Annotated in this window: 12 protein-coding genes and 1 pseudogene; 3 read left to right on the forward strand and 10 right to left on the reverse strand. The window is 65.6% G+C overall.

From position 1 onward, the window contains the following. Positions 1 to 82 precede the first annotated feature (82 nt). A pseudogene (locus ACWTPI_RS30065) lies at positions 83 to 484 on the forward strand (transposase); the annotation flags it as partial. A 27-nt stretch (positions 485 to 511) separates the two neighbouring features. Here ACWTPI_RS30065 and ACWTPI_RS30070 read toward each other — a convergent pair. Continuing rightward, complete coding sequence (locus ACWTPI_RS30070; protein WP_454733568.1) at positions 512 to 1,741, reverse strand: type II toxin-antitoxin system HipA family toxin; 1,230 nt, start codon at positions 1,739 to 1,741, stop codon at positions 512 to 514. 47 nt (positions 1,742 to 1,788) lie between these two features. Next, positions 1,789 to 2,100, reverse strand: a complete 312-nt coding sequence (locus ACWTPI_RS30075) for a helix-turn-helix domain-containing protein (RefSeq protein ID WP_029044204.1) — start codon at positions 2,098 to 2,100, stop codon at positions 1,789 to 1,791. A gap of 505 nt (positions 2,101 to 2,605) precedes the next feature. Between ACWTPI_RS30075 and ACWTPI_RS30080 the strand changes: the two genes are divergently transcribed. Beyond that, positions 2,606 to 4,369 (forward strand): ATP-dependent nuclease, encoded by a 1,764-nt coding sequence (locus tag ACWTPI_RS30080; protein ID WP_454733569.1) that lies wholly within the window; start codon positions 2,606 to 2,608, stop codon positions 4,367 to 4,369. A 263-nt stretch (positions 4,370 to 4,632) separates the two neighbouring features. Here ACWTPI_RS30080 and ACWTPI_RS30085 read toward each other — a convergent pair whose 3' ends face one another. The 6 genes from ACWTPI_RS30085 to gnd form a co-directional block, all read right to left on the reverse strand. Next, positions 4,633 to 4,965 (reverse strand): hypothetical protein, encoded by a 333-nt coding sequence (locus ACWTPI_RS30085; RefSeq protein ID WP_454733570.1) that lies wholly within the window; start codon positions 4,963 to 4,965, stop codon positions 4,633 to 4,635. A gap of 349 nt (positions 4,966 to 5,314) precedes the next feature. Beyond that, on the reverse strand, positions 5,315 to 5,614 hold the full coding sequence (locus tag ACWTPI_RS30090; RefSeq protein ID WP_454733571.1) for a hypothetical protein: 300 nt from the start codon (positions 5,612 to 5,614) through the stop codon (positions 5,315 to 5,317). 445 nt (positions 5,615 to 6,059) lie between these two features. Continuing rightward, on the reverse strand, positions 6,060 to 7,022 hold the full coding sequence (locus ACWTPI_RS30095; protein WP_020205812.1) for a chemotaxis protein: 963 nt from the start codon (positions 7,020 to 7,022) through the stop codon (positions 6,060 to 6,062). 210 nt (positions 7,023 to 7,232) lie between these two features. Continuing rightward, a complete protein-coding gene (locus ACWTPI_RS30100; RefSeq protein ID WP_454733572.1) occupies positions 7,233 to 8,075 on the reverse strand; it encodes a Cof-type HAD-IIB family hydrolase in 843 nt (280 codons plus the stop codon). A gap of 37 nt (positions 8,076 to 8,112) precedes the next feature. Next, a complete protein-coding gene (zwf, locus tag ACWTPI_RS30105) occupies positions 8,113 to 9,780 on the reverse strand; it encodes a glucose-6-phosphate dehydrogenase (protein ID WP_454733573.1) in 1,668 nt (555 codons plus the stop codon). Then, positions 9,780 to 10,775: a phosphogluconate dehydrogenase (NAD(+)-dependent, decarboxylating) gene (gnd, locus tag ACWTPI_RS30110; RefSeq protein ID WP_454733574.1), complete on the reverse strand. Its 996-nt coding sequence runs from the start codon at positions 10,773 to 10,775 to the stop codon at positions 9,780 to 9,782. The genes zwf and gnd overlap by 1 nt, the downstream gene beginning before the upstream one ends. Positions 10,776 to 11,373: 598 nt before the next feature. Between gnd and ACWTPI_RS30115 the strand changes: the two genes are divergently transcribed. Then, positions 11,374 to 12,612: an MFS transporter gene (locus ACWTPI_RS30115; protein ID WP_020205816.1), complete on the forward strand. Its 1,239-nt coding sequence runs from the start codon at positions 11,374 to 11,376 to the stop codon at positions 12,610 to 12,612. A 51-nt stretch (positions 12,613 to 12,663) separates the two neighbouring features. Here ACWTPI_RS30115 and ACWTPI_RS30120 read toward each other — a convergent pair whose 3' ends face one another. Continuing rightward, positions 12,664 to 13,998, reverse strand: a complete 1,335-nt coding sequence (locus tag ACWTPI_RS30120; protein WP_454733575.1) for a ferredoxin reductase family protein — start codon at positions 13,996 to 13,998, stop codon at positions 12,664 to 12,666. Between the two features lie 340 nt (positions 13,999 to 14,338). Beyond that, complete coding sequence (locus tag ACWTPI_RS30125; protein WP_454733576.1) at positions 14,339 to 15,652, reverse strand: aminotransferase-like domain-containing protein; 1,314 nt, start codon at positions 15,650 to 15,652, stop codon at positions 14,339 to 14,341. Between the last annotated feature and the right edge of the window lie 163 nt (positions 15,653 to 15,815).

Genomic DNA, 15,815 nt, shown 5'->3' on the forward strand with positions numbered 1-15,815 from the left:
GACGGATTGCCGGAGAACCGAGGGTGCTTGTCGAGCCGGAACGATCCTTCGATCCGGCCTGACTTCGAAGGCAGCTTCATGAGGTACAACGGCCAATATTGCCGTGGATACAAATGGGTGGCTGCTGATGGTGAACCTGACGCCTGCAGACATTGCCGACAGTACAGGGGCAGTGACGGTACTGGAGGCCTTGAAGAGGCGTTGGCCGGGCCTGAAACATCTGTTTGCTGATGGCGCGTACGATCGTCGCGCGCTGATGGACAAAGCCGCGACGCTCGACTTTGTCGTCGAGGTGGTGCGTCGCCACGAGGATCAGGTTGGCTTCGCGGTTCTGCCCCGGCGTTGGGTAGTGGAACGGACCTTCGGCAGGATGATTCGCTGGTGCCGCCTGGTCAGGGACTACGAGCGACGTCCCGACGTGTCCGAGGCAATGGTCTATATCGCAATGGGCGGACTTCTACTACGCAGAGTCGCCCATCCTTGAATTTTCAAACAGGCTCTGAGAGCCGGGTCAGGGGTTTCCGACCAGCCACTCGCTGTAGGCGAAGGCGGCCCGGGCCTCGGCAATCAGCCCGTCCAGCCTGGCGGCGTCCTCCATGATCGGCCCCGCCGCCGCACGCAGCATCGGCTCCCAGTTCGTGGCCACGAGCGCGGCCGTCGCCTGCAACCAGGCGCCCGCCGCGTCGGCGTCCACCCCGAAATGGCCCGCCGCGGCGGTCAGCCGCGGCACCCCGGTGCGGGCCGTGCCGTCGGCGTTGGTGGCCATGAACAATCCGGGGCCGTCGGCGAGCGGCCGCGGCATTCCAGTCATGGCGGGCGTGATGTCGAACGCCGGCGCCAGCCGCCAACCGCGTTTGGCATGGCCGTCATGCAGCAGGCCGTGGTTTAGCGGGTGATCGTCGACGTTGCCGACCAGGGCGTTGAAGGCCATGCGCTGCCACAGCTCGCGCAGCAGCGCGCCCAAGTCGTCGCGCCCCCTCGCCCACACGCGCACGGCATCGCCAAGGTTCAGGTAGGAGCGCTGCGGATCGCCCCTGACCGCGTCCAAGGGGAGTCGCAGCACCGTGTGGGCACTGGCGAACAGGCGGCGCTGCGGGCGATACGGATCCCCCGCGCGGTCAAACCGTTCGACCAGCAAGACCTGGTGCGAGCCGAAGGTGTGCAGCACCACTGGTGCCGCGTCCAGCCCCGCCATGTTCGCCAGGCGCATCGTCACGAACTCGCGGGCCGGCATGGCCGGCCGATCGCCGCGGTCCTGCATCTTCGCCAGCCAGAGGCGGCCTTCATGCACCAGGGTCGCCTTCGGGCGCTCCCCGCCCGCGCTGGTGTCCAAGTCCTCGTTGAGCCGGCGCAGCGCTCGGCTGGCTGGCGCGGCCGCGTCCAGCTCTTCGGCGATGGACTTCAGTTCCTCCAGGCCCTTGGGCCGCCAGGCCAGCTTGTGGTCCATGTCGACGCAGACCTCAATGGCCCCGACGCCATCCGGGACCCCGCGCTCGAGCAGCTCGAGGGGGCTCAGCTCGGTCCCCGCATGCGCATGCAGGCGGTCCGCACCGTAGCCCGCCGGCTTAGCATCGCGGATCACGCCAGGGAGACCGTCGGCGGCAGAAATGGCGATGCCGCGGGCACTGCGCGCGAGGCGAAGCGCCACCGGATCCAGGGGGAGCGCGTCGCCGCGCGCAAGGTAGTCGGGCCGATAGTTGAACCGGGCGGTGCGCTCGACCGTGAGATCGGCGGCATGCAATGGCGTGTCGCTCCCTGGCAGCCAGGTCCAGACAGGCACCGTCGGCATCAGCGGCCAACCCGCCGTTCGGCAAACGGAATGGCCTCAGGGTCGCGGTGTGGATCGAGCACCTCGTCCACCTGGCCCAGCAAGTGCAGGCCTTGCAGGACCTTGAGCAGGTTGCCAATTGACACGCCGTCAGCGCCCTCCTCCAGCGATCGCAGCGTCGAGGGCGACACATCCGACAGGCTGGCGAGTTGCTCTTGCGTCATTTCCCGCAGTCTCCGCGCGAGGATCAGGCGCTTCCCCAAGCGCTCCAGGGAGCTCTTGACCAAGACAGGGGTGTGCTTCGGCGAGCGACGCGGTGGAATCGATGGCATGGTTCAAAAATAGGGGTTATTCGCCATAATATCAACAAAAAACTCTAGAGAATTGTTGTCCTTATGCGGATGCGGTTCAAACACATCACTTCTTGGCTGTGGGGGGGGGGGACTACCCCCGCACTGCCCCGCGGCACCGGCCAGCTGACCGCGGCATGCTGCCGAGCCGACCTCAATGCAGGGAGTGCGCTGGCGCCGGCGGGGTCGGCCTGGCTGGCTGGGATCTTCGACGCCGCGGATTGCCTGCACGCACCTGGCAGGCTGCCACACGCTAGGTCTGCAGCGACCTCGAGACGGAGACGAGCGCTGGCCATGGAGGGCGGCTGACGACCCACTTCGGCCGTCCGACCGGGCACAAAGCGAATGGCAGCCTTTAGAACGCTTCGGCCATCCGGTCTCTTCAATAACCTACCATCGCCAATGAGAGGCTAGCCTGCTATCCCACCTCTCGTGTTACGCTCTTGATCGAAAGTATCGGGGACGTTTTGGCACCAAGGAAAATGGAATGGGAAACGATATCGCGAAGGCAGTGAATTCGGAAGATGGCCACTCAAATTTCCACTTCGGTTTAGCTGCGCTCCGTTTCAGCGACGGAACATCAATATCAGTTGGGCACGGTGACCTAGTCGTCATCGTGGGTGGCAACAACACTGGAAAAAGTCAAAGTCTTCGCGACATTTCAAAAACATTTCTGGCTCCAAATCAGCACTTAACGGAATATAAAGGAAATGTCGTTGATAAAGTTGAATTCACGTACACGTCTGATCCTTCTATCGTAGAAATTTGGCTCTCCAATCAGGGCGCACTCAATGATGCATCTGACGCGCAACTCCAGACTCCAAGCCGCGGAAGCCGCCACCCTAGGAAAACCGCTCTCGAATGGTTCCAGAGCAATATCCATTGGACAAAGCAGGTGCTAGGTGCTCTTTGCATTGATTTTTTGGATACGGAGACCCGCCTAACAATTGCAAATCCTGCCAAGGCCATTAGCTATACAAAAGGAGATCCAATTACGCATCCCATTCAACAGTTGTACCGAAAAACTGATCTTGAATTAGAAATATCCGGTTACTTTCGAGATGCGTTTGGCATGGACGTGGTTGTCAACCATGGAGACGGTTCTGAAATACCGTTGCATTGCGGAGAGCGCCCGACGCGCGACACGGAACACGACCGAGTATCAGAAGAGTATCTCGACCAGTTAAGTAAGCTTCCGCTCGCGCATCATCAGGGTGATGGTATTCGAAGTTTTCTCGGAACCGTTCTGCGTGTTTTTGTATGGAAGCCGTTCGTAACATTGTTGGATGAGCCGGAGGCGTTTCTTCATCCGCCGCAGGCTCGCTATCTCGGATCTCTGTTGGCAAAAAAGAAGCCTGATGGGTGTCAGGTCATTGTTTCCACTCACAGTGGCGATTTCCTTCGGGGCGTCCTCGATGCAAATGTCAAAAACGTTAAGATTGTTCGATTGACGCGGGATGGCGTTAAGAACACACCGATTGAGCTGAAAGACAACGAACTCGCGAAGCTCTGGAAAGACCCATTGCTTCGGCATTCGAATGTCCTCGATGGCCTATTTCACGATGGTGTAGTGCTCTGCGAGGCCGATACCGATTGTCAGTTCTACGCCGCGATGCTAGAAGCTGTGGTGGGAGAGCAACCAGCAATCCGACGCCCGCACTTACTCTTCGCACACGTCGGCGGTAAAGATCGATTCCGTACAGTTATTCCCGCACTTCGCGCTTTAGGTGTGCCGGTACATGTGATCGCAGATTTTGACATTTTGTCGGCTGAACATCCGCTGCGCCCGGTCGTTGAAGCTCTCGGTGGAATGTGGGCTGACATCGAAAGGAATTTCAAAATTCTTGCCAACGGAATGAAGGGGCGTAAAAAGGAGCTTACAAAGGACGAGGTTCGGACCGAAATAGAAAATATCCTCGACGAAGCAGGGGAGGTTCTGTCGGAACCCGTCGCGGATAGGATAAGGGGGGTGGTCAAACAAGCTTCTCCGTGGGCGCTTGCCAAGCTGTCCGGCAAGTCCTTTGTACCACCAGGCGAAGCTACGCTTGCCTACAAGGAATTACATGCGATGTTAAAAAAATTGGGCTTGCACGTGGTGGAGGTCGGTGAGATGGAGTGCTTTAATAGATCTATTTCTGGGCATGGATCAAAGTGGGTAAACGAAGTCATGGCTTTAAACCTCGCTGATGATCCCGATCTGCGCGAAGCGCGGGAGTTCGTTTCAGAACTTTGGGTGGCGACAACGAAATGAACATCCGGGCTCAAAATTCAGCGCCCCCTACCGATTGAACCCATCCACATTAGCCCCCCCAGAGCGGTGGCCGCTAGACATTCATTGCCGAGCGGGAGGCAGCAGGTTTTGCCCCTACGCGAGACGAAGCCGATTGATGCAATATATGTGTCCGTTGTCCGGGTGGAACCAACATTGGAGCATCAGTCTGAACGCTAGGCCAGCGGCCGCTCGTGGCCGAAATACGACATCCGCTACTCTTTCCTTCCCCACATAAAGCGCCCTCACGGAAGCCTGGCCCGCTGCCCGTCCCACCACGTGGGAGGCAGCTTGACAAACCCCTCCCCATCCTTCGCATTGAAGTCATAGCGGACACGGTCATCGATCCAAAGCAGGCGAGGAACGTCGGGATCCAGATAGGTGCGCTCAGCCACCATTTCGCCACTGTGGGCATCGTAGAGCCGAAATACCACGCCCCATTCACGCGGCAGGTAGCATGTCTCGCCGGTGTAGTCCCCGACCGTCTCGCGCCGGCATTCGCGCGCGCCCGATCTGTTTAGTGCGTCATAGCAATATGGCAGGCTCGCCAGCATTGCGACCAACAGAGTGCCAAGCATGAACAGGTGCTTCCGCCGCTGCCTTGTGCTGCTCACAGATCAAGCCCCACAACTAGCGGCCCAGGCCATTGCCTCCGCCTTGCAACTCTCCTTCTTCTTCCACGACCACGGCAATAGCAGACCTTGCATGTAGTAAGGAAGCGGCTCGTTTCCGTTCTCCATCTTTCCGTCCTCCGACTCGGCGCACGATTTTTGAATTAACGCGCGAGTGGCTACGGAAATGAATCAGTAAAGTCCGAATCTAGATGAAATTCCTTCTTGACTGTACCAATTGGGGTCAAATTCATGCCGGGACTGCAAGGCGCTAACCAGCCTTGCAGCCCCCTTCCAAAAAATCAACGCTGGCGCGTCAACTATTACCCTCGACGCGGCGCCCTTCACCGCCCAGCGCAGCAAGCTCACTCAACACCGCCGTCTCATGCGCAAGCCCTGCGGCCAGCGCCAGGAGACGGCTCTGCCCTTCCCTCGCGATATGACTGGCGCAAATTGAGCCGTCAACCTGCTCGCTGGCCGCCACCAGCAACGCATTCAACTGCGCCGCTTTCTCCGCGGCCAGACTCAAGGGATTTTCGGAAGGTGCATGCGCGGTGACAAACATGTCCGCGCCCGTATGTTCGGCAGTGATGCCGTAGGCAGTGTGCTTACGCATGGGACGCCCTCCTTTGCGGAGTGCGCATGCACAGGCTGATGGTGAAAAGATTGGAAAACGCTAGTTGCCCGGAATGGGCGAACGAGAAACGGGGCATGTCAGTGCCTCCTTTTGGGCGGTTCCGATTCCGCGCCCCGCTGTCAATCGGGGTGGGCGGGCGCAAGGCAGGGTTGACAGACCGGCCAAAAGGACCCGGCGAGCCCGAGGGCTCCCCCGCCCAGGCCCGCCCGTATGGGCGTGCGAAGGCACGACGGACATGAAAAAGCCGCCTGGCGGCGGCTGTCCGCCCTTTTGGTCCGGGCTGTCAAACCCGGTCGCTGTGGTTGCAGCGACGAACGGAGTATACCTTCGGCGGAGTCACGCCGACACGACTCTACTAGCTTTTGAGAATTCAGGACATAGGGTTAGCCAGCCCACAACCCGGCGCCGGCCAAACCCCCTCCCCTCACTTCGCCAAAACCCCCCGAATCGTCTCGGCCAGATCCTTGGCCAAAAACTTGGACACATAAGCATCTGCCCCAACCTTGCGCACATGATCCTCGCTCGCCGTCCCGGACAGCGAGGAATGGATCACCACCGGGATCGACTTGAAGCGCGCGTCGCCCTTGATCTTGCGGGTGAGCGTGAAGCCGTCCATCTCGGGCATTTCGAGGTCGGTCAGCACCAGGGCGATTTCGTCCTGCACGGTGCGGCCGGCGGCGGCGGCGTGTTCGGCGATTTCGCCGAGCTGCTGCCAGGCTTCTTCGCCGGTCTTGGTCATGAGCACGGGCACGCCCATGGCCTTGAGGCCTTGCTCGATCAGGCTGCGGGCGAAGGCGGAGTCGTCGGCGGCGAGGATCTTGGCGCCAGGGCGCAGGTTGAGCTGGGGGCCGACGGTCTTGGGGTCGACTTCGGGCTGGCGGGTGGGCAGCACGTCGCGCAGGATCTGCTCCACGTCCAGCACCTGGACCAGGCGGGGGTTGTCGGTGTCGGTATCGAGCTTGGCGATGCTGGTGACGAGGTCGCCCTTGACGCTGGTCTCGGCGGAGACGACCTGGTTCCATTCGAGGCGCACGATTTCTTCCACGGCTTCGACGGCGAAGCCTTGGGTGGAGCGGGCGTATTCGGTGACCAGCAGGATGTTGAGGCCGCTCTTGGGCGTGCAGCCGACCAGCTTGGGCAGGTCGATGACGGGGATGACCTGGCCGCGGATGTCGGCCATGCCGAGCATGGCGGTGCCGCCGCCGACCACGGTCGTGACCTTGGGCATGACCAGGATTTCGCGGACCTTGAAGACGTTGATGCCGAACAGTTCGCTGTGCGTGGACTGGTCGGACTCGCCGAGGCGGAACAACAGCAATTCGAACTGGTTGTTGTTGGTGAGGTTGGTCCGTTCGTCGATGTCTCTCATCGCGCTGCTGCCGCTCATACGCTTCCTTTGTCCAGCCGGGGCGCGGATTGTGCCGCGCGGAGTTGATCGTGTCCCTGGGCCCGCGCCGCCACGTGGCTCCGGCAGCGCTTTTTTGCGCTGGCGCGGAGGTCCGGTGCTGCAATGACGGGCCACTGTCCTGGCTAACGGCCGAATGGCGGAAAAATTAAGGGCGATGGCAGCGCGCGGCCTTCCCTGGCGGTGCGGCGGCTAGCCGCAGGCGGGCCGCAGCAGGCGGTCGATGGCCTGGGCCACGCCGTCGTCGGCGTTGCTGGCGGTGACGTGGGCGGCGTGGCGGCGCACCTCGGGCTCGGCCTGGCCCATGACGATGGACAGGCCGGCGCGGCCGAACATGGGCACGTCGTTGGCGCCGTCGCCGATCACGGCAGTGCGCGCGAGCGGCACGCCGATGCCGGCGGCGAGCGCGGCCACGGCGTTGCCTTTGTTGGCGTCGGGATGGGTGACGTCGAGGTAGTAGGTCTGGGAGCGCAGCGCGCCCACGTCGGCGCCGAGCTGGGCCTGGAGCTGGGCTTCCAGGCGCGCCAGCAGGCCGGGATCGGCGTCGGCGGCGACGATCTTGTCGACGCGGCCGAGGTAGCCGTCGAAGCTGTCCACCACCAGCGGGCCGTAGCCGAGGGTGTGGAGTTCGTGCGGCACGTAGGGGCCGTCGGTGCGGCGCAGCAGCCATTGGCCGTCGGCGAAGACCCAGGTGTCCACGCCGGTGCCGGCGAACAGGGCCAGCGTGTGGGCGGCGGCCTGGCGGGACAGGTGCCGGGACTGGGCGATGCTGCCGTCGGGCGCGACGATGGCGGCGCCGTTGAAGGCGGCGGTGGGCAGGTCGATGCCGAGCTGCTCCACCAGCCAGCGCATGCCGCGCGGCGGGCGGCTGCTGACCAGCGTGAAGCGGATGCCGGCGGCGCGCAGGCGGGCGATGGCGGCCTCTGTTGCGGGGGCGAGGGTCTTGTCGGGGCGCAGCAGGGTGCCGTCCACGTCGGAGACCAGCAGGTCGATCGGGGGAAGCTGGGCAATCCGGGACATCGGGGGCGTTGGCATGGTCATGGCGTGGGGGGCATCAGTGGCGCCGGGGGCGTCAGTCGCGCTTGTGCCAGCGGCGGCCGTCGCGCGCGAGCAGTTCGTCGGCGCAGCGCGGGCCATCGCTGCCGGCCTTGTAGCCTTGCACGTCGGCGCTGTCGTCGTCGCGCCAGGCGTCGAGGAACGGCTGCACGGCGCGCCAGCCGTTCTCGATGTTGTCGGCGCGCTGGAACAGGGTCTGGTCGCCCATCAGGCAGTCGTAGATCAGGGTCTCGTAGCCGGTGGAGGGCCGCATGTGGAAGAAGGTGGAGTAGGCAAAGCCCATCTGCACGTTGTCGATCTCCACGGCGGGGCCAGGGCGCTTGGCCTGGAAGTCGAACCACATGCCTTCGTCCGGCTGGATCTGGATGGTGAGGTAGTTGGGCTTGAGGCGGTCCACGCGGGTGTCGCGGAACAGCGAGGACGGCGCCTGCTTGAAGCAGATGGCGATCTCGGTGTCGCGCACGGCCATGCGCTTGCCGGTGCGCAGGTAGAACGGCACGCCGTCCCAGCGCCAGTTGTCCACCATGAGCTTGAGCGCGACGTAGGTCTCGGTGCGGCTGTCGCGCGCGACCTTGGGCTCGCCGCGGTAGCCGGGCACCTTCTGCCCGGCCATCGTGCCGGCGCGGTACTGGCCGCGCACGGAATTGGCCAGCGCTTCCTCGCGCGTCTGCGGGCGGATGGCGCCGATCAGCTTGGCTTTCTCGGCGCGCACGGCGTCGGCGCCGAAGGCGGCGGGCGGCTCCATCGCGACCAGGCCCATGAGCTGGAACAGGTGGTTGGGCACCATGTCGCGCAGCGCGCCGGTGTGCTCGTAGAAGTCGCCGCGCTGCTCCACGCCGACGGTCTCGGCGGCGGTGATCTGCACGTGGTCCACGTAGTGGTTGTTCCAGAACGCTTCGAACAGGCCGTTGGCGAAGCGGCTGACCAGGATGTTCTGCACGGTCTCCTTGCCGAGGTAGTGGTCGATGCGGTAGACCTGCTCCTCGCACATGGCGCGCAGCACGCGGGCGTTGAGCGCCTGGGCGGACTTGAGGTCGGAGCCGAACGGCTTCTCGATCACCACGCGGCGGAACACGCCGGGCGACTCGGCGAGCAGGCCGGCGGCGGCGAGCCGGTCCACCACTTCGCCGAAGAAGCGCGGCGAGGTGGCGAGGTAGAACACGGCGTTGCCGGTGGGCGCGGCCTTGATGCGCGCGGCGATGTCGGCGTAGGTGCGGTCGTCGAGGAAATCGCCTTGCAGGTAGCTGATGCGGCGCGCCTGCGGGTTCCACATCTTGGCGTCGAAGACCTTGGCGCGGCCCTTGCCTTCCACGCCGCCCTCGGCGCCGGGACGCGCGCGGGCGCGGATGCCTTCGGCCAGCCGCTCGCGGAAGGCGGCGTCGGTCATGGCGTTGTGGTCCACGCCGACGAGGTGCAGGCCCTCGCACAGCAGGCCGTCGCGGCGCAGGTTGTAGAGCGCGGGCACCAGCAGGCGCGAGACCAGGTCGCCATGCGCGCCGAACAGGAACACCGTGGCCGGCGGCGGCTTGGGGGCCTTGGCCATCACGGGGCGGTGGTTGCCGGTGGCCTTGGTGATGGTCTTGCCTGCGGCGCCTTTCGCGGGCGCTTTGGCGGATGCCTTGGCGGTATCCTTCTTGGCCTCCACGGTGGCCCCCTTCCCGCCCTCCTTCGCGGCGGCGGCCATTACGGCTTCTCCCCGCCGCCGGTCACGTATTCCACGTGCCCGCCGAAGCCGAAGCGCATGGCCGACAGCAGTTTCTCGCCATAGGTATGGTCCTGCCGCGAGCGGAAGCGCGCGAACAGCGCGCTGGACAGCACCGGCACCGGCACGGCCTGCTCGACCGCGGCGTCGATGGTCCAGCGGCCTTCGCCGCTGTCGGCCACCTCGCCGGGAAAGCGCGACAGCGCCACGTCGCCGGCGAGCGCCTGCGCGGTGAGATCCAGCAGCCACGAGGACACCACGCTGCCGCGCCGCCAGACCTCGGCCACGTCGGCGAGGTCGATGTCGAAGCGCTCGGCCGCGGGCAGGCTGTCGGACGACTTGGTCTTGAGGATGTCGAAGCCTTCGGCGTAGGCCTGCATCAGGCCGTATTCGATGCCGTTGTGGACCATCTTGACGAAGTGCCCGGCGCCGGCCGGGCCGGCATGGATGTAGCCGCGCTCGGCGCGGCTCCTGGCCGGATCGCGCCCGGGCGTGCGCGGGATGGTGCCGTAGCCGGGGGCCAGCGTGTCGAACAGCGGGTCGAGCCGGTCCACCACCGCGGCCGGGCCGCCGATCATCAGGCAGTAGCCGCGCTCCAGCCCCCATACGCCGCCGGAGGTGCCCACATCCATATAGTGAAGCTGGCGGGCCGCCAGCTCGCCGGCGCGGCGGATGTCGTCCTTGTAGAAGGTGTTGCCGCCGTCGATGATGACGTCGCCCGGCGACAGCAGGCCGGCCAGCGTGGCGATCATCTGCTCGGTGGCCTCCCCGGCCGGCAGCATGATCCAGACCGCGCGCGGCGCCTGGAGCCTGCCGACCAGTTCCTCGACGCTGGCCACGCCCTGCGCGCCTTCGCCGGCCAGTTCCCGCACCTTGTCCGGGCTGCGGTTGTACACCACGACTTCGTGCTGCCCGCGCAGCAGCCGCCTGGCGATGTTCGCGCCCATGCGCCCAAGCCCTACGATTCCGAGTTGCATGATCGGTCCTTTCATTGAGTCAGGGGGATGACGACATCTCAAAAACCAGCACACGTCTGAAACCAGCGGCCATTGTCCGCCTCCCGGCGCGCGCCTGCACGGGCCGCCGGGAAAAGCCCAGGCACCCAACCGAAAGATATTGATGAATCACATCGATGCGGCCGCCGGCTCTGCTTCGAGCGCGGCAACAACAGTAAATTCCGTCCCGGCCCGCAGGGCATTTGCACGTTACTAAACGCACGCTTAAAATAGCGCGACCAGCCCGGCGGGATCGCACACGACCGGGCGGATTCTTTTTTACCGGACTGCATCTGGGGACACGCACCGGCCAACCGCGCGCCCTGTCATGTCCTTGCCTGCCTTGCCGTCCCGCCACCCCCGTGTTGCCCTGGCCTGTTCCGTGCCTTCGTCCGTGCCACGGCGCGAGTAGCCGCGCGCGCGGGCCATGCCAGCCTGCCCGCCTTGTCCGTCACAGCCCGCCGCCCGGCCAACGCCAGCCGGCCGTGCCTTGCCTGCGTGCCTGCCCGCGTCCTCGTCCGCGTCCCTGTCCGCATTCATCCGCACACAAACCGCACCGATTCACCGCCCTCGCCCCAGCATGTCCGCAAACAGTTCCACCCTCGCCGCCCCCGATTCCGGGGACCAGCAAGGCAGCATCGGCCGGCGCATCGCCGCCATCGTCTTCTTCAACTTCATCGCCTACCTGACCGTGGGCCTGCCGCTGGCCGTGGTGCCGGGCTTCGTGCACGGCGACCTGGGCTATGGCACGGTCATCGCGGGGCTGGCGGTCAGCATCCAGTACCTGGCCACGCTGCTCAGCCGCGCGTGGGCCGGCAACCTGTGCGACCTGCAAGGCCCCAAGAAGTCCGTCACGCTCGGGCTGGCGCTGTGCGCCGGCAGCGGCCTGCTGGTGGTGCTGTCCAGCGCCTGCGCCGGCACCGCGTGGCTGAGCCTGGCGTGGCTGTTCGCCGGGCGGCTGGTGCTGGGCGCGGGCGAGAGCCTCGTCACCACCGGCACCATCGCCTGGGGCATCGGCGACGTGGGCCCGCGCTTCACCGGCAAGGTGATCTCGTGGAACGGCATGACCACCTACGGCGCGCTGGGGCTGGGCGCGCCGCTGGGCGTGCTGCTCGACAAGCACCTGGGTTTTGCCGCGCTCGGGCTGGCCACCACCGCGCTGGCCGCCGCCGCGTTCCTGCTGGCGCGGCGCAAGTCGGCGGTGCCCACCGTCAAGGGCGCGCGCATGCCGTTCCGCACGGTGTTCCGCCACATGACGCCGTTCGGCCTGTGCCTGGCGCTGGGCTCGGTCGGCTTCGGCACCATCACGGCCTTCGTCACGCTGTACTACGGCAGCCGCGGCTGGGACCATGCCGCGCTGGCGCTGACCAGCCTGGGCGTGAGCTTCATCGTGGCGCGGCTGCTGCTGGCCGACAGCATCAGCCGCTTCGGCGGCTACCGCGTGGCGCTGTGCTCGTTCGCGGTGGAAGCGCTCGGGCTGGCGCTGATCTGGATGGCGGACTCCCCGGCCACGGCCCTGGCCGGCGCGGCCGTCACCGGCTTCGGCTTCGCGCTGGTGTTTCCGTCGCTGGGCATGGAGGCGGTCAAGCTGGTGCCGGCCAGCAACCGCGGCTCGGCGCTCGGCGCCTACGCGCTGTTCCTGGATCTGTCGCTGGGCGTGACCGGGCCGGTGGCGGGCGTCATCGCCAACCATGCGGGTTATAGCTCGGTGTTTCTGTTCTCGGCCTTGTCGGCCGTGGCGGGGCTGGGGTTGAGTCAGGTGCTGGCGGCGCGGGCGCGGCGTGGCAAGCCAGGGGACAATGCCCTGACTTCAGCCTGACAGCGCCCGCACCGGCATACGGCTGCGGTTGTCCACGCCGGGCCACCCCGATCAACGCATCTGGAACAACTCCTGGTGAAAGTTGCCGGGATCCATGCCGTGGGCCGCGAGGTCGCGGCGCAGTGCCTTGCCGAGGGCCGCGGGGCCGCAGAACCAGATGCTGGCTTCCCGCCAGTCCGGCACGGTGTTGCGCAGGCGTTCGCCGTTCAGCCGGCCGTCCCTGGCGTCCACCAGCAGATGCAGCCGGACATGCGCGGCTTGCGCGTCGGCCTGCAGGTTGTCGATGGCCGATGGCGAGAAGTCCGCGGTCGGATGGAACAGGTCGATGGCGTGCTGCTGGTCCCGCGCACAGGCCAGATGCTTCATGCGCGCGATGAACGGGGTGATGCCGATGCCGCCGCCGACCCATATCTGCCGCTTGCACCGGTCGGTGAAGGTGAAGCAGCCGTAGGGGCCTTCCACCGTCACCGCGTCGCCGGCCTTCAGGCGTTCCGACAGCCGGCTGGTGTGGTCGCCCAGCGCCTTGGTGAACACCGTGATGCGGCGCTCCCGCGGATCCCACGCCGACGCGATAGTGTAGGGGTGCGCGCCTTCATTGCGGTCCGAGGTGAGAAACGCGAACTGGCCGGGCTGCTGCCCGGGCCAGCCGGGCTCCATGACGAGGGTGGTTTCCAGCACGCGCAGCTCTGGGTAATAGGTCAGCGATTCGATATGGCCCGTCACCTTGCGGTGCGCGCCGACCTGCCTCGACAGCACGCGCACGGCGGCGACGGTGCCCGCCGCCGCCATGAGCGCCATGACGATGCCGACCGGCTGGAGCCAGTACCGGAATTCCAGCAGGATGATGGTGTGGAACACCAGCACCAGATAGAGCGCGGCGAGAATGGTGTGGGTCTTGGCGAACAGGCGGTAGGGAAAGCGCCTGACCAGGGCCAGGACGATCAGCACGGCGGCGGCATAGAAGGTCCACTCGCCAAGAAACTCGGCCAGGTCGCGCTGGCCGCGGAACAGTTGCTCGACGGCGCCCAGCGATTGCCCGCCGCCACGCCGCGCCGGCCTGGTCAGCCAGCCCCAGCCGACCGCCCACTTGGTGCCCTTGGCCCACAGCCAGTGGACGACGCCGAACGCCAGCGCGGTGATGCCCAGCCATTTGTGCAGCCGGTACATCTTGTCCAGCCCGCCGAGCGCGGGCTCGATCGCCTTCGGCCGCGCGGCCAGCACCACGGCCACGCTCATCGCGCCCATCGCGATCACCCCGGTGTACTGGACCAGCACGTGGCGCAGCGGGAAGTAGCCGAACGGCTGCGGGACAAAGGTGTCGGCGAGCAACCAGAGCACGGTCAGCCCTGCCAGCAACGCACAGAAAGCGATCTTGATCGGCGCCATCGGGCATGCCTCCGAAAGCGAAGCGCGGCATTGCGGCACCGTGCGGCAAGCCGCCTTCTTTCGAAAGTATGCAATTCACTCGCGCTGGCGGCATTGCGCTGGGACAAGTGCGCGGGCGATGTCGGCCGGCCGTTTTGAAGCGGGCCGCGAGCGCGCGCTGCATGCACCGTATTTCCCGTATCCGTCTGACGCATCCCAGGAAATTTCCCACGGGGAACCAGGCAGCGTCCCAGGCGTGGCCATCGCACCCGACGATCCCGGCTTTGCCGCCCGGCAGAACGGACACACCGGAGCTGCCCGCGCAGTTCGGGCGGGAAATGCCGCGCCAAGGGAAAGCCGGCTAGATCAGCGTGCCGATCGCCCGCGGCAGTTCGCCCGTCACGCTCGCCAGCCGCGCCGCGGCCGCGCCCAGTTCCGCGCCCGACGCCACCGTGCCGATGCTGACGCGATAGCCCGCGGGAGCGCTGCCGCCGGCAATGGCGAAGTGGGATCCGGGCGACAGGCGCACGCCGGCCTGCAGCGCCTGCGTGCAGAAATCGTCGACCAGCATGCCGCTGGCCGCGGGAACCCAGACGTGATAGCCCGCCGTGTTCGGCTCACGCATGCCAGGCAGTGCTGGCCGAATCCGCGCAAGGCGCTCGCGTGCTTCATTGCGATGCCGCTCGATGCAGCGTTGCGCGGAACCATCCGTCAGCATGGACTCGGCCAGGGCCAGGTAAAAGCCCGGCCCGATCCATTGCGTGCTCACCAGGGCCTCATGAAACGGACCGACATAAGCCGGCGGCACGACGGCATAGCCCAACCTGAAGCCCGACGCCACGCACTTGGAAAATCCGGTCAGATAGAAGGTCCTTTCCGGCACGAGCGTCGCCAGCAGCGGCAATCCGTCATTGGCCAGCGGCACGTTGACCCCGTCTTCGATCAGCATGGCGTCGTGCTTGCGCAGTATTGCCGCAAGCGCCAGCCGGCGCTCCAGCGAGAGCGTTGCCGTGGTGGGATTGTGCATGGTGGGCGTCAGGATGACCACGCGCGCACCGGAGCGCTCCAGCGCTTCCTCCACCGCCTCCGGCACCACGCCATCCTCATCGCACCGCGCGCCGATCAGCTGCACGTTGGAATACTCGGCTATGCGCTTGATGCCGGTATATGTGAGCGCCTCGCAAACGGCGCGATCGCCGGGTTTCAGCAGGGCCCGGAACGAAGCCAGCAGTCCCTGATGAACGCCCGTGGTGCACAGGAGGCTGTCGGGATCCGGCCATTGCCCGGCCGCGCCGATCCACCCGGCCGCGACTTGCCGGTGCGCCGCCGACGGCAGGTACGAGTGGTAGGAAAACAGGCTGTCGTGCAAGGCATCGGGCGCGAGCTTGCCCATCGCGCCTTGCAGGACATCCGCGACCACCGCCGCGGGCAATGTGTTGAGGGACAAGTCGATGGTATCGGTCGCATTCGCCGCGGTGCGCGTCTCGCGTATGAACGTGCCGCTGCCGACGCGCCCTTCCACCAGGCCCCGCCGCGCGGCTTCGCCCATGGCACGGCTCACGGTCGCTACCGTGACGCCGAAAAACTCACTGATTTCCCGGTTCGAAGGGAGTTTGTCTCCAGGCCGGAGCGTGCCTTCCGCCACGCCCTGCTCGATCGAGGCGAGCAGCGCCATGTACTTGGAGAGACTCGGGTCAAGGCTTGAGGGAATCCACGTTTTTTTCATAGTCGTCGCAATCCAGCGGGCAGTGTTCTACCCCTTCACCGGCAGCGAACTAGTATACACTCGGCGCACGGCCGCCGGCCGGCGAAAAGCCGAAGACAACCAGTGGGACCTG

Source organism: Cupriavidus ulmosensis (genome assembly GCF_977008105.1).

Bases quoted from the DNA above. Each gene is read 5' to 3' on its own strand.
- ACWTPI_RS30075 (WP_029044204.1), bottom strand. From the start codon at position 2,100: ATGCCATCGATTCCACCGCGTCGCTCGCCGAAGCACACCCCTGTCTTG.
- ACWTPI_RS30080 (WP_454733569.1), top strand. From the start codon at position 2,606: ATGGGAAACGATATCGCGAAGGCAGTGAATTCGGAAGATGGCCACTCA.
- ACWTPI_RS30085 (WP_454733570.1), bottom strand. From the start codon at position 4,965: ATGCTTGGCACTCTGTTGGTCGCAATGCTGGCGAGCCTGCCATATTGC.
- ACWTPI_RS30090 (WP_454733571.1), bottom strand. From the start codon at position 5,614: ATGCGTAAGCACACTGCCTACGGCATCACTGCCGAACATACGGGCGCG.
- ACWTPI_RS30095 (WP_020205812.1), bottom strand. From the start codon at position 7,022: ATGAGCGGCAGCAGCGCGATGAGAGACATCGACGAACGGACCAACCTC.
- ACWTPI_RS30100 (WP_454733572.1), bottom strand. From the start codon at position 8,075: ATGCCAACGCCCCCGATGTCCCGGATTGCCCAGCTTCCCCCGATCGAC.
- zwf (WP_454733573.1), bottom strand. From the start codon at position 9,780: ATGGCCGCCGCCGCGAAGGAGGGCGGGAAGGGGGCCACCGTGGAGGCC.
- gnd (WP_454733574.1), bottom strand. From the start codon at position 10,775: ATGCAACTCGGAATCGTAGGGCTTGGGCGCATGGGCGCGAACATCGCC.
- ACWTPI_RS30115 (WP_020205816.1), top strand. From the start codon at position 11,374: ATGTCCGCAAACAGTTCCACCCTCGCCGCCCCCGATTCCGGGGACCAG.
- ACWTPI_RS30120 (WP_454733575.1), bottom strand. From the start codon at position 13,998: ATGGCGCCGATCAAGATCGCTTTCTGTGCGTTGCTGGCAGGGCTGACC.
- ACWTPI_RS30125 (WP_454733576.1), bottom strand. From the start codon at position 15,652: ATGGCGCTGCTCGCCTCGATCGAGCAGGGCGTGGCGGAAGGCACGCTC.